Genomic DNA, 16,634 nt, shown 5'->3' on the forward strand with positions numbered 1-16,634 from the left:
GTTCATCCCGGTCCGCGCCTGCTGGCTCAACCTGCAGGAAGGCTGGTGGCGGCTGCTGCGCCGCGCCGCGTTCGCCGGCCAGACCTTCGCCGACGCCCACGAGATCGCCGCTGCCGTCACGCTGGCCACCGCCCAGCTCAACGCCCGCGCCACACCCTGGGTGTGGGGACGGCTGCCACCGCCCCACCGCACACTCCGCCGTAAGTTCATCTACCTGCTTTGAGGAACGCAGCACTAGGCCCGCGGGCGGGCCGCTCTCATCGGGCAGACCGTGCAGCCTCGCCCGCCGCGGGATGGGTGGTTTCACCCACGGCCCGGCCGGTGAGGCCGTGCCGGTGCGCGTAGGCGGCCGCCGCGGTGAGTTCCAGCTCGGTGCCGTCGGCGTCGCCGAGGGCGCGGCAGGCCGCCGCGAGCAGGACTCGCACCCGGGCGCAGTCGTGGGGGGCGTGCAGCTCCTGCCAGTGCCGGCAGGCGGCCCGCAGCACGGGCAGGGCGTCGGTGGCGTGGCCCTGCGCCAGCAGCAGCGCCGTTACGTCGTCGGATGTCGCTTCGTCGCTCACGGCCGGCCTCCTGCGACGGCGGTTCGGCGCCACACGGCTGCGCGGCGGGCCCGGGGACAGCAGTATGTCCGAGAGGCGACCGGCAGGCGAAGACCCCGTCGGGTCGTGGGTCCGCCGGCCCCGGTCCCGACGCCTCACCCCGGGCACCGCGAGTCCGGGCCGGGAGGAGGTGCCCCGTGACCACCCCACACGTGAGCCGGTTGCTGACCGCCGCGGACCTCGCGTACGAGCCCGACGACGGGCTGCGCCGCGAGCTGCACGACGGGGTGATCTACGTGGCTCCGCCACCGAGCAACACGCACAGCTGGTCGGTGCTCGCCGCCTACCGCAGCCTCCACGCGAAGGCGCCGGAGGATGTGCTCATTCTCCACGACGTCGGCGTTCACGTCGGGCTGCGCCGGCTCTACGCCCCCGACCTCATGGCCGTGCACAGGGACACCCCGTTCCACGACCACGGCTACGACCCCGGCGGGGTGATCCTGGTCGTCGAGGTGGTCTCCCGACGTCGGTCACGATGGATCGGGTGACCAAGCCGGCCGTCTACGCCGACCAGCAGATCCCGTACTTCTGGCGGATCGGCTCCCTCGACGACCCCGCACCCACGCTGGAGGCCCACCGGCTCGACCCGGGCGGCACCGGCTACCTCCGATACGCCGCGCTCCGCCCCGGCGAGAAACGCTCGCTCGAACACCCCTGGCCGGTCAGCGTCGACATGGCCGAGTTCGTCCTGCCGGGCAGGCGCTGAGAATCAGGCAGCGGACCCGACGCGACGATGAGCGCAGACCCGGCGGGTCCCGGCCGCGCTGGTTACCCTCCCGGGTGCGCTGCCCTTGACGGGCGGAACCCCCGGCACCGGGAGGATCGTCGATGCGCGACGCGGACCCGCGGCCGGCGGCCGGAAGACCGGCCGCGCAGCCGCAGAACTCGCAGGCCTCACCGGCCGATCGCCTCATGCGTTCGGCGCAGTTCTTCTTCCCCGGCACCCAGTCGCCCGACCGGCGCAGCCTCTACCGGGCCGACGGCCGGGAGGCCGAGGACTTCTACCGGGAGCGCTGGCGGCACGACAAACAGGTCCGCTCCACCCACGGGGTCAACTGCACGGGGTCGTGCTCGTGGCAGGTCTACGTCAAGGACGGGATCATCACCTGGGAGACCCAGGCGGTGGACTACCCGTCGGTGGGCCCGGACTCACCGGAGTACGAGCCCCGCGGCTGCCCGCGGGGCGCGTCGTTCTCCTGGTACACGTACTCACCGACGCGCGTCCGCTTCCCCTACGTGCGCTCGCCCCTGCTGGGCGCCTGGCGCGAGGCCCGCGCCGCCCACACCGATCCGGTCGAGGCCTGGGCCGCGCTGACCGCCGACCGGGAGCGGGTCGGGGACTGGCAGCGGGCCAGGGGCAAGGGTGGGTTCGTGCGCTCCACCTGGGCCGAGGTGAGCGAGCTGATCGCCGCGGCGCAGGTGCACACCGCGAAGGCCTACGGCCCCGACCGGATCGTCGGGTTCTCCCCGATCCCCGCCATGTCGATGGTGTCCTACGCCGTGGGCACCCGGTTCCTTTCGATGATCGGTGGCACGCCGACCTGCCGATCGCCTCCCCGCAGGTGTTCGGTGACCAGACCGACGTGCCCGAGTCCGGGGACTGGTGGAACGCCGCGTACCTGATCATCTGGGGGACCAACCTGCCGATCACCCGCACCCCGGACGTGCATTTCATGACCGAGGCCCGCTACCGGGGGCAGAAGGTCGTGGTGGTCTCACCCGATTTCTCCGACCACACCAAGTTCGCCGACGACTGGCTCGCCGCCGCGCCGGGCACCGACGGGGCGCTGGCGATGGCGATGGGGCACGTGATCCTCGCGGAGTTCTACCGCGACCGCGACGTGCCCTACTTCCGCGACTACGCGCGCACCTTCACCGACCTGCCGTTCCTGGTCACGCTGCGCCGGGGGGACGGGGTGTGGCTGCCGGACAAGTTCCTCACCGCCGCCGATCTCGGGCACGACGTCGCGGACGCGGCGTTCAAGACCGTGGTGTGGGACGCCGCGGCCGGTGGGCCGGCGGTGCCGAACGGATCGCTGGGCTTCCGCTGGAACGACGCCGATGCCGGGCGGTGGAACCTCGAGCTCGGCGATCTCGACCCGGCGTTGTCGCTGCACGGGCGGCCGGGCGCCGAGCCGGTGCCGGTGGACCTGCCCCGCTTCGACGTCGGGGCGACCGAGGGCGGCTCGGCGATGCGCCGCGGCGTGCCGGTGATGCGGGTCGGCGACGCGCTGGTGACGACCGTGTTCGACCTCGTGCTCGCGCAGTACGGGGTGGGCCGTGCGGGCCTGCCTGGCGAATGGCCGACCGGCTGCGAGGACGCGGACTCGCCCGGTACTCCGGGGTGGCAGGAACGGATCACCGGGGTGCCGGCGCGGGCGGCGGCCCGGGTGGCCCGCGAGTTCGCCCGCACCGCCGAACGCACCCGGGGCCGGTCGATGATCGCGATGGGGGCCGGGACCAACCACTGGTTCCATTCCGACGAGATCTACCGCAGCTTCCTGTCGCTGGTGATGCTGTGCGGCTGCGAGGGGGTGAACGGCGGCGGGTGGGCGCACTACGTCGGGCAGGAGAAGGTCCGCCCGCTCACCGACTGGTTCCACCTGGCGTTCGGGCTGGACTGGCAGCGGCCCACCCGGCACATGGCGGGCACCCCGCTGTGGTATCTGGCCACCGACCAGTGGCGTTACGAGGCGTTCGGCGCCGCCGAGCTGGCCGGTCCGACCGGCCGCGGGCTGCTCGCCGGGCGCAGCCTGGTGGACTGCAACGCGCTGGCCGCGCGGCTGGGCTGGGTGCCGTCGCATCCGGCCTTCAACCGCAACCCGCTGGACCTGGCCGACGAGGCAGCCGCGGCCGGGCGCGACGTGGCCGACCACATCGTCGAGCAGCTGCGCGCGGGCGCGCTGCGGTTCGCCGCCGAGGACCCCGACGACCCGGTGAACTAGCCCCGGGTGCTGCTGGTGTGGCGGGCGAACCTGTTCGCCTCGTCGATGAAGGGCCACGAGTACCTGCTGCGGCACCTGCTCGGCACCGACCACGCGGTCACCGCGACCGAGACCCCGCCGCCGGCCCGTCCGACGGAGGTGACCTGGCGGGAGCAGGCGCCCGAGGGCAAGCTCGACCTGTCGGTGGCGGTCGACTTCCGGATGACCAGCACCTGCCTGTTCTCCGACGTCGTGCTGCCGGCCGCGACCTGGTACGAGAAGCACGACCTGTCCAGCACCGACATGCACCCGTTCGTGCACTCGTTCAACCCGGCGATCGCCCCGCCCTGGGAGACCCGCACCGACTTCGACGTCTTCCACACCATCGCCCGGGACTTCTCCCGGCTGGCCGCCGTCCATCTGGGCACGCGGCGGGACGTGATCGCCGCGCCGCTGGCCCACGACACCCCCGACGAGCTGGCGCAGCCCCACGGGCGGGTCCGCGACTGGAAGGCCGGGGAGTGCGAGCCGGTGCCCGGTGAGACGATGCCGAAGCTCGTCGTCGTGGAGCGCGACTACGGGGCGGTCGCGGACAAGCTGGCCGCCATCGGTCCGCTGCTGGACACGCTCGGCACCACCACGAAGGGCGTCACCTGGAACCCGAGCGCCGAGATCGCGAACCTGCGGCACAGCAACGGGGTGGTGCGGCACGGCGTCGCGGCGGGCCGCCCCCGGTTGACCCTGGACCGGCACTTCTGCGAGGCGATCCTCGCGCTGTCGGGCACCACGAACGGCGAGCTGGCCGTGGCCGGTTTCGAGGCGCTGGAGCGCCGGACCGGGGTGGCGCTGGCCGATCTCGCGCGGGAACGCGCCGGGGACCGGATCGACTTCGCCGACACCCAGAACCAGCCCCAGGCGGTGATCACCTCGCCGGAGTGGTCGGGCACCGAGTCCGGTGGCCGCCGGTACTCGCCGTTCACGATCAACGTCGAGCGGCGCAAGCCGTGGCACACCCTCACCGGCCGGCAGCACTTCTACCTCGACCACGACTGGATGCTCGAGCTCGGCGAGGCGCTGCCGGCCTACCGGCCGCCGCTGGTGATGGGCCGCCACTTCGGCGACCAGGGCCGCGGCGACCCCGGGCGCCCGGAGATCACCCTGCGGTACTTGACGCCGCATTCGAAGTGGTCGATCCACTCCGAGTACCAGGAGAACCTGCACATGCTCACGCTGTTCCGCGGCGGCCCGGTCATCTGGCTCAGCGACGCCGACGCCGCGCGGGTGGGCGTCGCGGACAACGACTGGGTCGAGGCGTTCAACCGCAACGGGGTGGTGGCGGCGCGGGCGGCGGTCAGCCACCGCATCCCGCCGGGCACCTGCCTCATGTACCACACGATCGACCGGCACCTGAACGTGCCGCGAACCGAGCTCACCGGCCGGCACGGCGGCGGGGACAACTCGCTGACCCAGTTGATGATCAAGCCGACGCATCTGCTCGGCGGCTACGCCCAGTTCTCCTACGGCTTCAACTACTACGGCCCCACCGCGAGCCAGCGCGACGAGGTCACCGTCCTCCGCAGGCGGCCCCAGGAGGTGGAGTTCTAGCGATGCGCATCATGGCCCAGGTCGGAATGGTGATGAACCTCGACAAGTGCATCGGCTGTCACACCTGCTCGGTGACCTGCAAACAGACCTGGACCAACCGGGCCGGTGCGGAGTACATCTGGTTCAACAACGTCGAGACCAAGCCGGGGCTGGGCTATCCGCGCCGCTACGAGGACCAGCGGCAGTGGAAGGGCGGCTGGACGCTGGGCCGGCGGGGTCGGCTGAAGCTGAAGGCGGGCGGCCGGCTCACGAAACTGCTGTCGATCTTCTACAACCCGCACCTGCCGAGCATCGACGACTACTACGAGCCGTGGACCTACGACTACGAGCGGCTCACCACGGCCCCGCTGTCCGACGACCTGCCGAGCGCGCGGCCGAAGTCGCAGCTCACCGGCAAGGACATGCGCCCGGGATGGGGCCCAACTGGGACGACGATCTCGCCGGCGCCCCCGGGAGCGCCCCGGCCGACCCGGACTTCGCCGGTCTCGCCCAGACCCTCGGGCTGGACTTCGAGCGGGTGTTCATGTTCTACCTGCCGCGGATCTGCGAGCACTGCCTCAACCCGTCGTGCGTCGCCTCCTGCCCGTCGGGCGCGATGTACAAGCGGGAGGAGGACGGCATCGTGCTGGTCGACCAGGACCGCTGCCGGGGCTGGCGGTTCTGCGTGTCCGGCTGCCCGTACAAGAAGGTGTACTTCAACCACCGCACCGGCAAGGCGGAGAAGTGCACGTTCTGCTTCCCGCGGATCGAGGCGGGCCAGCCGACCATCTGCTCGGAGACCTGTGTCGGGCGGCTGCGCTACGTCGGGGTGGTGCTGTATGACGCCGACGCCGTCGCCGCCGCGGCCTCGGTGCCCGACGAACGCGACCTGCACGAGGCGCAGCTGTCGGTCTTCCTCGACCCGGCCGCCCCCGGCGTCGTCGCCGAGGCGCAGCGCCAGGGCATCCCGCACGACTGGATCCAGGCCGCGCAGCGATCACCGGTGTACGAGCTGGCGGTGCGGCACCGGGTGGCGCTGCCGCTGCATCCGGAGTACCGCACGATGCCGATGGTCTGGTACATCCCGCCGCTGTCCCCGGTCACCGACGTCGTCGACGCGGCGGGCTACTCCGAGGACGACCCGGACCGGGTCTTCGCCGCGATCGAGGACCTGCGGATCCCGCTGGAGTACCTGGCGAACCTGTTCACCGCGGGCGACGTCGCGACGGTGCAGCTCGTGCTGCGGCGCCTCGCGGTGCTGCGGGCCCACATGCGCGCCCGCCAGCTCGGCGACGAGCCCGACCCCGCGCTGGCCGCCGGCGTCGGGATGGACGCCGCGGGCGTCGAGGACCTCTACCGGCTGCTGGCCATCGCCAGGTACGAGGATCGTTACGTCATCCCGCAGACCCATGCGGAGGGCACCGGCAGGCTGATGTCGCAGCACTGCGCCCTGGACTATCCGGGCGGCGGCGACTACGGCGCCCACGTCGAGGACACCCTCGCCGGGAGCCTGCACCGCCCCGCCGCCGCGCCGGCCCCGGGCTCGGGCTCGGGCTCGGGTACCACGTTCCGTGACGATGCCGGCCGGATGCGGTTCAACCTGCTGGGCTGGAACGGCTCCGACCCGGCCCCCGGCCTGTTCCCCGAGGGCGGCGGCCGATGACGTCCCCGCTCGTCTTCAAGATCGCGTCCGTGCTGCTGCAGTACCCCGACGACCGGGTGTACGCGCGGCTCGACGACGTCACCGCGGCCCTGGCGGAGATCCACGACCCCGCGGTGGGCCGACCGGCTGGCCGGCGTGGCCGGCTGGCTGCGGGCGCGGCCGCGGCCCGAGACGGCGCAGCACCACGTCGCGGTCTTCGACCTGAAACGGCGCTGCTCGCCGTATCTGACGTACTACCGCTACGGCGACACCCGCCAGCGAGGCATGGCGCTGCTCGCCCTCAAGCACGCCTACCGCCGCTGCGGTCTCGAACACGCGGGCGACGAGCTGCCCGACTACCTGCCGGCGGTGCTGGAGTTCGCCGCGCTCGGGCCCGCCGAGGAGGGACGGCGGCTGCTCACCGACCACCGCGCCGGGCTGGAGCTGCTGCGCCTGGCGCTGCACGAGGAGCACAGCCCGTACGCGGCGGCACTCGACGCCGTCTGCGCGGGGCTGCCGGCGCCGTCGCGGGCACAGGCCGCCGAGGTGCGGCGGCTGGCCGCCGACGGACCGCCGGGCGAGCAGGTGGGCCTGAACCCGATCGGTACCGCGCCGTTCGCGCCGCCGGAGTTCCTCACCGGGCCGGGGACGGGAGCGCGCCGATGAGTGCCTTCGACCTGTGGTGGTGGGTGATCCTGCCCTACGCCTCGATCGTGGTGTTCCTGATCGGGCACGTCTGGCGCTGGCGTTACGACCAGTTCGGCTGGACCAGCCGCTCCACCCAGCTGCAGGAACGTCGGTTGCTCAAATGGGGCGCGCCGCTGTTCCACTACGCCACGTTCGCCGCCATCTTCGGGCACGTGCTGGGGGTACTCATCCCCCGCTCGGTCACCGAGGCGCTCGGGATCTCGGAGCGGGTGTACACGGCCTTCTCCGGGATCGCGGGCTCGATCGCGGCGATCGGGGTGCTCGTCGGCGCCGGGTTCCTGGTCTTCCGCCGGATGGGCGTGCCCCGGGTGCGCGCGACGACCAGCGCGGTCGACTACCTCGCGCTGATCCTGCTCGGCATCATCAGCCTGCTGGGTATCTACCTGACGCTGGGCGTGCAGTGGCTGGGCGGGGGATACGACTACCGCACCACCGTGTCGCCGTGGTTCCGCAGCCTGTTCACCGGCAACCCCGACGTCGTCGCGATCACCAGCGCCCCGATCATGTACCAGGTGCATGCCACCGCGGCATGGATGATCTTCGCCGTGTGGCCGTTCAGCCGGCTCGTGCACGCCTGGAGCTACCCGCTGTACTACCTGTGGCGGCCCTACGTCGTCTACCGCCGCAGGGTCCCGACCCGGCCCAACGAGCCCGGGACGAGCGGGCGGCGCTGGCGGCGCATCGGGGCCCGGTACTGACGTCCCGGGCCGGCGAGGGTTGGACAGGGCGGGAGCCGGGGACGACCATGGCGGCATGGATCACGGCATCTTCCCCAAGGCGACCCCGCAGATGAGCGCCCGGCGCAAGGAGCTCGCGCCGGAGATCCACGACGCGTTCACCGAGTTCAGCCGCACGGTCTTCGCCGAGGGGGCGTTGCCGGAGGTGACCAAGCAGCTGATCGCCGTCGCCGTCGCGCACACCACCCAGTGCCCCTACTGCATCCGCGGGCACACCCGGCTGGCGCACCGGAAGGGCGCCACGGACGAGCAGATCATGGAGGCGATCTGGGTCGCGGCCGAGATGCGGGCCGGGGGCGCGTACGCGCACGCGGCGATCGCCCTCGACGCGCTGGGCGGGGACCACGATCATTCCTGAGCGGGCGCCTCGGGTCGTTTCCTGACCGGGGGGATCTGGGCCAGCATCCACTCCTCGGCGTCGTCCTTGACGAGCCCGAGGCTCACCAGGACCTTCGCGCCGACCCCCTCCTGTTCGGCGAGCACGCCGAGCAGGAGATGTTCGGTGCCGACGTAGTTGTGTCCCAGCCGCAGCGCCTCGCGCACGGTGAGCTCGATGACCTTGCGGGCGCGAGGGGTGTAGGGGATGTGCTCGGGCACGCTGTCCTTCGGCGGTCCGAGCACGACCTTCATCGCCGCGCGGACCTGTTCGGGGTTGATGCCCTGCTGCGCCAACGCCTTGGCGGCCAGCGCCTCCGGCTCGCTGAGCAGGCCGAGCACCAGGTGTTCGGTGCCGATGTAGTCGTGGCCGGCGCCGCGGGCGTCCTCCTGCGAGGCCATGAGCACCCGCCGGGCCCGGTCGGTGAAGCGGGTGAACGCGTCGAGGTCGAGCCGGTCGGACTTGGGGACGAAGCGTTGCTGGGCGGCCTGTTTGCTCACGCCCATGCTCTTGCCGATATCGGTCCAGGTGGCGCCCGCCTTGCGGGCCTGGTCGACGAAGTGCCCGATCAGGTGGTCGGCGAGCTCGCCGAGGCGTTCGGACAGCCGCACCGCGTCTGTCAGCTGGGCGAGGGCGTCGCCGTCGGGGTGCAGGCCGTTCACGAGATCGATCAGGTCGTCGAGCCGGATCTGTGGAGCTGACATGCGTCAACAGTAGGTTGACATATCGGCCGAGTCAATTGGACCTTGACGCCCTTTCGCGCGCCGTCTGATCCCCGTCGAGTCAGACCACGACGGCGATCGCGAACGCTTCGGGAGGAAGGATGAGCGCGCTCTCCTCGGCCGCCGCCGGTTCCGAGGCGAGCAGGATGCGGGCCACCGTCCGGTCCAGGGTGAAGGTCACCTCGTCGCCGCCGAGGTTGACCACGACCCGCAGCGATCCGCGGTGCACCACGACGGTGCGCGCTTGCTCGTCGACCTCGACCTCGACCTCCTCCAGCCACGGGTCCGACAGCTCCGGCCAGGCCTTGCGCAGCGCGATCAGCTCCCGGTGCAGCTCCAGCAGCGTCGCGTGCGGCTCCTGGGCGGGCTCGTCCCAGTCGAGCTTGGAGTCGAGGAACGTGGATTCGGCGCTGGGATCGGGGATCTCGACCTCGCCCCAGCCGTGCTCGGCGAACTCCGCGATCCGCCCCTCCGCCACCGTGGCGCGCAGCGCCTCGTCCTCGAAGCTGGAGAAGAACTGCCACGGCGTGCGCGCCCCCCATTCCTCGCCCATGAACAGCATCGGGGTGAACGGCGCGGTGAGCACGAGGGCGGCGCCGCAGGCCAGCAGCCCGGGGGAGACGGTCTGGGTGAGCCGGTCGCCCGCGGCCCGGTTGCCGATCTGGTCGTGGTTCTGCAGATAGGCCAGGAACCGGTGGCCGGGGATGCGCCGGGTGTCCACGGGGGCGCCGTGGTTGCGCCGGCGGAAGCTGGACCAGGTTCCCTCGTGCAGGAACGCCCGGCACAGGACGTGGCCCAGCCCGGTGAGGCCCGCGGCGGCGAAGTCGGCGTAGTAGCCCTGCGACTCGCCGGTGAGCGCGGCGTGCAGGCTGTGGTGGATATCGTCGGCCCACTGCGCGTGCAGGCCGTACCCGCCGCCCTCGCGGGTCGTGATCAGCCGCGGGTCGTTGAGATCGGACTCGGCGATGAGCGAGAGCGGCCGTCCCACGTGCGCCGACAGCGCCTCCACCTCGACGGCGAGCTGTTCCAGCAGGTGGGTGGCCCGGCTGTCGGGCAGGGCGTGCACCGCGTCGAGGCGCAGCCCGTCGACGTGGAAGTCGCGCAGCCACATCAGCGCGTTGTCGATCACGAACCGGCGCACCCCTTCCGACCACGGTCCGTCGAGGTTGAGCGAGGGGCCCCAGATGTTGCGGCCGGCGAAGTAGGGACCGAACCGGTCGAGATAGGCGCCCGAGGGGCCGATGTGGTTGTAGACGACGTCGAGCACCACGCCGAGCCCCCGCGCGTGCGCGGCGTCGACGAAGCGTTTGAACTCGTCCGGGCCGCCGTAGTTCTCGGTGACCGCATACCAGCCGACGCCGTCGTAACCCCAGTTGCGGGGGCCGTCGAACGCGTTGACCGGCAGCACCTCGACCAGATCGACGCCGAGCGCAACGAGATGGTCGAGCTTCTCGATCGCGGCGTCGAAGGTTCCCTCCTGGGTGAACGTGCCGATATGCAGCTCGTAGAGCACGCTGCCGGGCAGCTGGCGGCCGGTCCAGGCCTGGTCGGTCCACCAGAACGCGTCGTGGTCGTAGCGTCGCGACGCCGCATGGACCCCGTTGGGTTGCCAGAGCGAGCGCGGGTCCGGCAGCGGTGTCTCGTCCTCGCCGAGCAGGTACGCATACGCCGTGCCCGAGCCTTCGTCGTCCACCTCGGTGCGCCACCAGCCGCCGGCGGCCCGCGTCAGCGGATAGGCGGTGCCGTCGACCAGCACCCGGACCCGGTCATGCAGCGGCGCCCACACCGCGTACTCAGCCACGCCGAGAGATCATGCCCTCCGCCCACCCCGCGAGTCGCGGTATTTCTGCGACCGAGTCGCGTGATTCCTGCGACCCAGTGCCCCGCCGCGGTCAGGCCGGTCGGACGAGCAACGCCACCGGATAGCGCGCGAGCAGCCGGGACAGCTGCGGCGCCGAACCCTCGACGGGGGTATCGGTGATGATCTCGTGCCAGTCGGTCGCCGCGCCGGGCAGCGGCAGGACCGTATCGCCCCAGCCGCCGCGCGCCGCGAGCCCGACGGGCAACCGGGTGGCCACGGCGACGAGCCGCGAGATCCGGTCGCCCGATCCGGCCCCGCGCGCGAACGCCACCGCGTGGTGCGCGGCAACCCCCTGCGCGGGAACCGGGCGGTACCCGGCGAACAGCTCGGGACGGTAGCGGCGCAGCCGGGCGGCGCTCGCGGTGACCAGCAGCTTCGCCGCGCCCTCGGCGTCGATGCCGGGCAGCCAGCCTTCGTCGAGCCGGCCCAGCAGCGCTCGCCGGGCGGCGAAGTCGACGGGCCGCCGGTTGTCCGGGTCGACCAGGGAGTACTCGAACAGCTCGGTGCCCTGGTAGATGTCGGGCACGCCCGGCCCGGCGAGCTGCAGCAGCTTCTGGCCCAGCGAGTTCGACCAGCCCGCCGCCGCGATCCGGTCGACGAAGGCGCCGATCTCGGCGACGAGGCCGTCGTCGCCGAGCACCTGACCCGGCCACGCCGCGATCGACTCGTCGACCTCGGCGACCGGCTCGACATGGCTGGTCACCAGCTTGGCCTCCTTCGAGGCCTTGCCCAGGTAGGCGGCCATCCGCTCGGCGCTGATCGGCCAGGCCCCGATCAGGCTCTGCCAGGCCAGCAGCTCCAGTGACCGCTCGGGCAGCGGATAGCGCGCCGACCATCGCCGCATCCGTTCCACCCATTCGCCGGGGATCTCCGACAGCACGGCCAGCCGCGCCCGGACATCCTCGGAGCGCTTGGTGTCATGGGTGGACAAGCTGGTCATCGTGGCCGGGCGGGCGGCCTCGCGGGCGAGCGCGGTCGCGTGCAGCTCGGTGGGGGAGACCCCGAACCGGGCCGGGTCGCCGCCGACCTCGTTGAGCGCCACGAACCGGTTCCAGCGGTAGAACGCGGTGTCCTCGACACCCTTGGCCATGATCATGCCCGAGGTCTGCTGCAGCCGGGTGGCCAGCTCGCCGCGCGGGTCGGCGAGCAGCGCGGCGTGAACCGCCGCCAGGGTCTCCGCGAGATCGGGCCGGTGGGTCCGGGCTACGGCGACGGCGGTGTCCAGGGCATCGCGGCCCTCGGGAAGGTAGCTGCGGTACACCGGAAACCCGCACAGCAGCTCGGTGATGGCCGGAACGACCTGCTCAGCGGGCACCGTGAGTGCGTAACAGTGTTCTAACGCTGTTACGCACTCACGGGCGGTGCGGCGCACCTCGGCGGCGAGGATCGTCGAGGCGACCTCGCGGCGGGCGCGGTGCTCGACGGCGCACACGGACTCCTTGACCCCGGTGTGCTCCGCGGCGAACTGGGTGAGCAGGCCGGCGCCGCTGGGATCGACGAACACCCCGCCGATCTCGCGCAGCGCGTCGTAGCCGGTGGTCCCGTCGACCGGCCATGAGGCGGGCAGCGCCTCGCCGACGCCGAGGATCTTCTCCACCAGCAGCCAGCTGCGCGGCCCGATGGCCGCGCGCAGCCGGTGCAGGTAGCCGCCGGGCTCGGAGAGGCCGTCGGGATGGTCGACGCGCAGGCCGATGACGACATCGTCCTCACCCGTCCAGCGCAGCACCTCGCGGTGTGTCGCCTCGAACACCTCAGGCTCCTCGACGCGGACCGCGGCGAGCGTGGAGACGTCGAAGAAGCGCCGGTAGGTCAGCTCCGCGGCGCCGCGCCGCCACGACACCAGCCGGTAGTGCTGGCGCTCGTGCACGTCCCGCGGCGTGCCCCCGCCGGTGCCCTCGGCGACCGGGTACGCGTGCTCGTAGTAGCACAGCTCGGTGCCGTCCGCCGACAGGGTCAGTTCGGAAAGGGCCTTCTGCTCGTCGGCGTCGAGCACCGGCAGCAGCAGCGGACCGGCGTCCCAGTCGATGTCGAAGAAATGTGCGTAGCGCGAGGCCCGCCCGTGCACCAGGACGTCCCACCACCACGGGTTGGCACTGGCGACCTCGACGCCGACGTGGTTGGGCACGATGTCGATCAGCATCCCCAGCCCGTGCGAGCGCAGCGCCGCGACCAGGGCCCGCCGACCCTCCTCGCCGCCGCGCTCGGCCGAGACCCGGGTCGGGTCGACCACGTCGTAGCCGTGGTTGGAGTCGCTGCCCGACTCCAGCAGCGGCGAGGCGTAGAGCGCCCCCACCCCGAGCGTGTCGAGATAGTCGACCAGCTCGGCGGCCTCGCCGAAGGTCAGGTCCTTGGACAGCTGCAGCCGGTAGGTCGAGCTCGGTAGGGAACTGGTCGCGTCCACGGCCACGGTGGGGGTCTCCTGTTCTTCGGGTGCGTCGCCCGAGGTCGGGCCCACGCTAGCGGAGCCCGGTTTGCCCGGCACCGGTTCCGCTCGGCCCCTGATCAGGGTGCTTGCGCTCGGCCGCTCACCCCGTCCGCTGGAGCACCACCAGCGAGCGGGCGGGCACCCGGTGGGTGGCCCCGCCCGGGACGGGGGGCGGCGTCGCCACCACCGTCCCGGGCGCCGTGGCCAGCGTGGTCACCGTCCCGGTCGCGGTGTCGGCGACGACCACCCACTCGGCGCCGTACTCGGCCGCGGGCAGGGTCACGTCGATGTCCTCCCAGTGCGCGTTGAAGCACAGCAGGAACGAGTCGTCGGTGACCCGCTCACCGCGCGGGTCGGCCTCCGTGATGCCCTCGCCGTTGAAGAACACGATGACGCATTTGCCGAAGCCCGAGTCCCAGTCCCGCTCGGTCATCTCCTCGCCCGACGGTGCGAACCAGGCGATATCCGGGAGCGTCGCCGTGATCGCCGACCGACGGCGCGGCCCGATCGGGCGTCCGGCGAAGAACCGGCGGCGGCGGAACACCGGATGCGCGTGCCGCAGGGCGGTCATGGCCGCGGTGAAGCCGAGCAGGCCGGCGTTCGGCTCGGCCAGCGACCAGTCCACCCAGGCGACCTCGTTGTCCTGGCAGTAGGCGTTGTTGTTGCCGCCCTGGCTGCGGCCGAGCTCGTCGCCGTGCAGCAGCATCGGAACGCCCTGGGACAGCAGCAGCGTGGCGATGAGGTTGCGCTGCTGGCGGGCGCGCAGCGCCAGCACCTCCGCGTCGTCGGTCGGCCCCTCCACCCCGCAGTTCCACGACCGGTTGTGGCTCTCGCCGTCGTTGTTGTCCTCGCCGTTGGCCTCGTTGTGCTTGTCGTTGTAGGAGACGAGGTCGGCGAGGGTGAACCCGTCGTGCGCGGTCACGAAGTTGATCGACGCGTAGGGCCTGCGGCCGTCGTCCTGGTAGAGGTCGGAGCTGCCGGTCAGCCGGGAGCCCAGCTCGCCCAGGGTGCCGGGCTCGCCGCGCCAGAAGTCGCGCACGGTGTCGCGGAACTTGCCGTTCCACTCGCTCCACAGCGGCGGGAAGTTGCCGACCTGGTAGCCGCCGGGGCCGACGTCCCACGGCTCGGCGATGAGCTTGACCTGGCTGATCACCGGGTCCTGCTGGACGAGGTCGAAGAACACCGACAGCCGGTCGACGTCGTAGAACTCGCGGGCCAGTGTGGACGCGAGGTCGAAGCGAAAGCCGTCGACATGCATCTCCAGCACCCAGTAGCGCAGCGAGTCCATGATCAGCTGCAGGGTGTGCGGGTTGCGCACGTTCAGCGAGTTGCCGGTGCCGGTGTAGTCCATGTAGTAGCGGGGGTCGCCCTCGACCAGCCGGTAGTAGGCGTGGTTGTCGATGCCGCGCAGGGACAGCGTCGGGCCCATGTCCGAGCCCTCGGCGGTGTGGTTGTAGACCACGTCGAGGATGACCTCGATCCCCGCCGCGTGCAGGTCGCGCACCATCGCCTTGAACTCCTGCACCTGACCGCCGGGACGGCTGTCGCGCATCGTGTACGCGTGGTGCGGGGCCAGGAACGCGATCGTGTTGTAGCCCCAGTAGTTGGCCAGGCCCCGCTCGTGCAGATGGTGGTCGGTGATGAACTCGTGGACCGGCATGAGCTCGACCGCGGTGACCCCCAGGCCCTGCAGATGCTCGACCATCACCGGATGCGCCAGCCCCGCGTAGCTGCCGCGCAGCTCCTCCGGGATCTGCGGATGCCGGATCGTCAGGCCCCGGACATGGGCCTCGTAGATGACCGACTCGTGGTAGGGGGTCCGCGGCGGCCGGTCGGAGTCCCAGTCGAAATAGGGGTTGATGACGACCGACTTCGGCACGAACGGCGCCGAATCGGCGTCATTGCGGCTGTCCGGGTCGCCGAAGTTGTAGCCGAACACCGCCTCGTCCCACCGGACCGGGCCGTCGAGGGCCTTGGCGTAGGGGTCGATGAGCAGCTTGCTGGGGTTGCAGCGCAGTCCCTTGGCGGGATCGTAGGGGCCGTGGACGCGGAAGCCGTAGCGCTGGCCGGGCTCGATGCCGGGCAGGTAGCAGTGCCAGACGAAGCCGTCGACCTCGGTCAGCCGGATCCGGGTCTCCCCGTCGTCGGGGGAGAACAGGCACAACTCCACCCGCTCGGCGGCCTCGGAGAAGATCGCGAAGTTGGTGCCGGCCCCGTCGTAGGTGGCCCCGAGCGGATAGGCGCTGCCTGGCCACGGCCGCATCAGATGTCCCCACTTCCCGGCCACGGCCGTCCAGAGCTCGGCTCCCCTGCCGGCGGCAGCGTGCGTCGCCGCAGCGGTCCACGCTAGCGGACATCACGGCCCGCCATCGGGTGGCGGGGTGTTTCCCGGCTCCGGCAGGATGACCGCCGCTGCGAGAGGTGATGACCAGGGTTCGTAGCGCGCAAGCCCCGTCCTTCCGGCGGGGACAGCGCATCAACGATCGCATGACAGGGCCATGCGCTACCATATCGAACATGGGTTCGAAGATGGTGCGGCGGGCGTACCGCTACCGGGATGCGGGTCAGTGCGCCGCCGTTCACGGCGGTGGTGAAGGCCCGCGCGGGGAGGCCCGCCAGGGGCCGAGCCGTGCCCTAGACCGGACGGTTCTGCTGCTCGATGTACTGCCGCACGATGCTCAGCGGCGCCCCTCCGACGGACCCGGCGAAGTAGGAGCCGGACCACAGCCGTTGCGCGCGCCAGTAGTGCCGGACCAGATCGGGGAACTCCTGCCGCAGACGGCGGGAGGACACGCCCTTGAGGCTGTTGACCAGCTTCGAGACGGCGACCTTGGGCGGGTAGTTGACCAGCAGGTGCACGTGGTTGGCCTCGCCATTGAACTCGACCAGCTCGGCTTCGAAGTCCGCGCAGACCGCGCGCATGATCTCTTCCATGCGCCGCAGGTGCCGGTCGCCGAACACCTGGTGCCGGTACTTCGTCACGAAAACCAAGTGCACGTGCATGAGGAACACGCAGTTTCGACCAGTGCGGATGCTGTCGTAATCACCCATAAACC

General features: G+C 71.7%; 11 protein-coding genes and 3 pseudogenes. 8 read left to right on the top strand and 6 right to left on the bottom strand.

The window, feature by feature from the left end:
• Positions 1–223, top strand: a pseudogene (locus tag G567_RS35030) (hypothetical protein); the annotation flags it as partial.
• A 34-nt stretch (positions 224–257) separates the two neighbouring features.
• On the opposite strand, the gene G567_RS0125140 reads toward G567_RS35030, so the two are convergent.
• Positions 258–560, bottom strand: a complete 303-nt coding sequence (locus G567_RS0125140; RefSeq protein ID WP_028932075.1) for a hypothetical protein — start codon at positions 558–560, stop codon at positions 258–260.
• Between the two features lie 176 nt (positions 561–736).
• Here G567_RS0125140 and G567_RS35035 point away from each other — a divergent pair, with 176 nt between their 5' ends.
• The 7 genes and pseudogenes from G567_RS35035 to G567_RS0125175 all read left to right on the top strand — a co-directional run bounded on the left by G567_RS35035 (position 737) and on the right by G567_RS0125175 (position 8,552).
• Positions 737–1,087 (top strand): Uma2 family endonuclease, encoded by a 351-nt coding sequence (locus G567_RS35035; RefSeq protein ID WP_051233547.1) that lies wholly within the window; start codon positions 737–739, stop codon positions 1,085–1,087.
• Positions 1,084–1,305, top strand: a complete 222-nt coding sequence (locus G567_RS0125150; protein ID WP_028932076.1) for a hypothetical protein — start codon at positions 1,084–1,086, stop codon at positions 1,303–1,305. Before G567_RS35035 ends, G567_RS0125150 begins: the two co-directional genes overlap by 4 nt.
• Positions 1,306–1,511: 206 nt before the next feature.
• Positions 1,512–5,128, top strand: a pseudogene (locus G567_RS31445) (nitrate reductase subunit alpha).
• Between the two features lie 2 nt (positions 5,129–5,130).
• A pseudogene (gene narH, locus G567_RS31450) lies at positions 5,131–6,770 on the top strand (nitrate reductase subunit beta).
• Positions 6,771–6,905: 135 nt separating this feature from the next.
• Complete coding sequence (gene narJ, locus G567_RS31455) at positions 6,906–7,415, top strand: nitrate reductase molybdenum cofactor assembly chaperone (RefSeq protein WP_211224075.1); 510 nt, start codon at positions 6,906–6,908, stop codon at positions 7,413–7,415.
• Positions 7,412–8,155 (top strand): respiratory nitrate reductase subunit gamma, encoded by a 744-nt coding sequence (gene narI / locus G567_RS0125170; protein ID WP_028932077.1) that lies wholly within the window; start codon positions 7,412–7,414, stop codon positions 8,153–8,155. Before narJ ends, narI begins: the two co-directional genes overlap by 4 nt.
• Before the next feature lie 55 nt (positions 8,156–8,210).
• On the top strand, positions 8,211–8,552 hold the full coding sequence (locus G567_RS0125175; RefSeq protein ID WP_028932078.1) for a carboxymuconolactone decarboxylase family protein: 342 nt from the start codon (positions 8,211–8,213) through the stop codon (positions 8,550–8,552).
• Here the strand turns inward: G567_RS0125175 and G567_RS0125180 are convergent.
• The 5 genes from G567_RS0125180 to tnpA form a co-directional block, all read right to left on the bottom strand.
• Positions 8,543–9,274 (bottom strand): Clp protease N-terminal domain-containing protein, encoded by a 732-nt coding sequence (locus tag G567_RS0125180; RefSeq protein ID WP_028932079.1) that lies wholly within the window; start codon positions 9,272–9,274, stop codon positions 8,543–8,545. The genes G567_RS0125175 and G567_RS0125180 overlap by 10 nt on opposite strands.
• A 79-nt stretch (positions 9,275–9,353) precedes the next feature.
• The gene (gene treZ, locus G567_RS0125185) at positions 9,354–11,093 is read right to left on the bottom strand and encodes a malto-oligosyltrehalose trehalohydrolase (RefSeq protein WP_028932080.1); all 1,740 of its coding nucleotides are present in this window, start codon (positions 11,091–11,093) and stop codon (positions 9,354–9,356) included.
• A gap of 91 nt (positions 11,094–11,184) precedes the next feature.
• On the bottom strand, positions 11,185–13,560 hold the full coding sequence (gene treY / locus G567_RS0125190; RefSeq protein ID WP_028932081.1) for a malto-oligosyltrehalose synthase: 2,376 nt from the start codon (positions 13,558–13,560) through the stop codon (positions 11,185–11,187).
• Positions 13,561–13,678: 118 nt separating this feature from the next.
• Entirely contained in the window at positions 13,679–15,841 is a 2,163-nt protein-coding gene (glgX, locus tag G567_RS0125195; protein ID WP_028932082.1) for a glycogen debranching protein GlgX, read from the bottom strand.
• Positions 15,842–16,212: 371 nt separating this feature from the next.
• Positions 16,213–16,629, bottom strand: coding sequence for an IS200/IS605 family transposase (gene tnpA, locus G567_RS0125200; protein WP_028932083.1), 417 nt, complete (start codon positions 16,627–16,629; stop codon positions 16,213–16,215).
• Positions 16,630–16,634 lie beyond the last annotated feature (5 nt).

It is taken from the genome of Pseudonocardia asaccharolytica DSM 44247 = NBRC 16224 (assembly GCF_000423625.1).
GTDB lineage: Bacteria > Actinomycetota > Actinomycetes > Mycobacteriales > Pseudonocardiaceae > Pseudonocardia > Pseudonocardia asaccharolytica.

What these genes read in the sequence shown, in the direction of transcription:
- narI (WP_028932077.1), top strand. Translation starts at nt 7,412, where the DNA reads ATGAGTGCCTTCGACCTGTGGTGGTGGGTGATCCTGCCCTACGCCTCG.
- G567_RS0125175 (WP_028932078.1), top strand. Translation starts at nt 8,211, where the DNA reads ATGGATCACGGCATCTTCCCCAAGGCGACCCCGCAGATGAGCGCCCGG.
- G567_RS0125180 (WP_028932079.1), bottom strand. Translation starts at nt 9,274, where the DNA reads ATGTCAGCTCCACAGATCCGGCTCGACGACCTGATCGATCTCGTGAAC.
- glgX (WP_028932082.1), bottom strand. Translation starts at nt 15,841, where the DNA reads ATGCGGCCGTGGCCAGGCAGCGCCTATCCGCTCGGGGCCACCTACGAC.
- tnpA (WP_028932083.1), bottom strand. Translation starts at nt 16,629, where the DNA reads ATGGGTGATTACGACAGCATCCGCACTGGTCGAAACTGCGTGTTCCTC.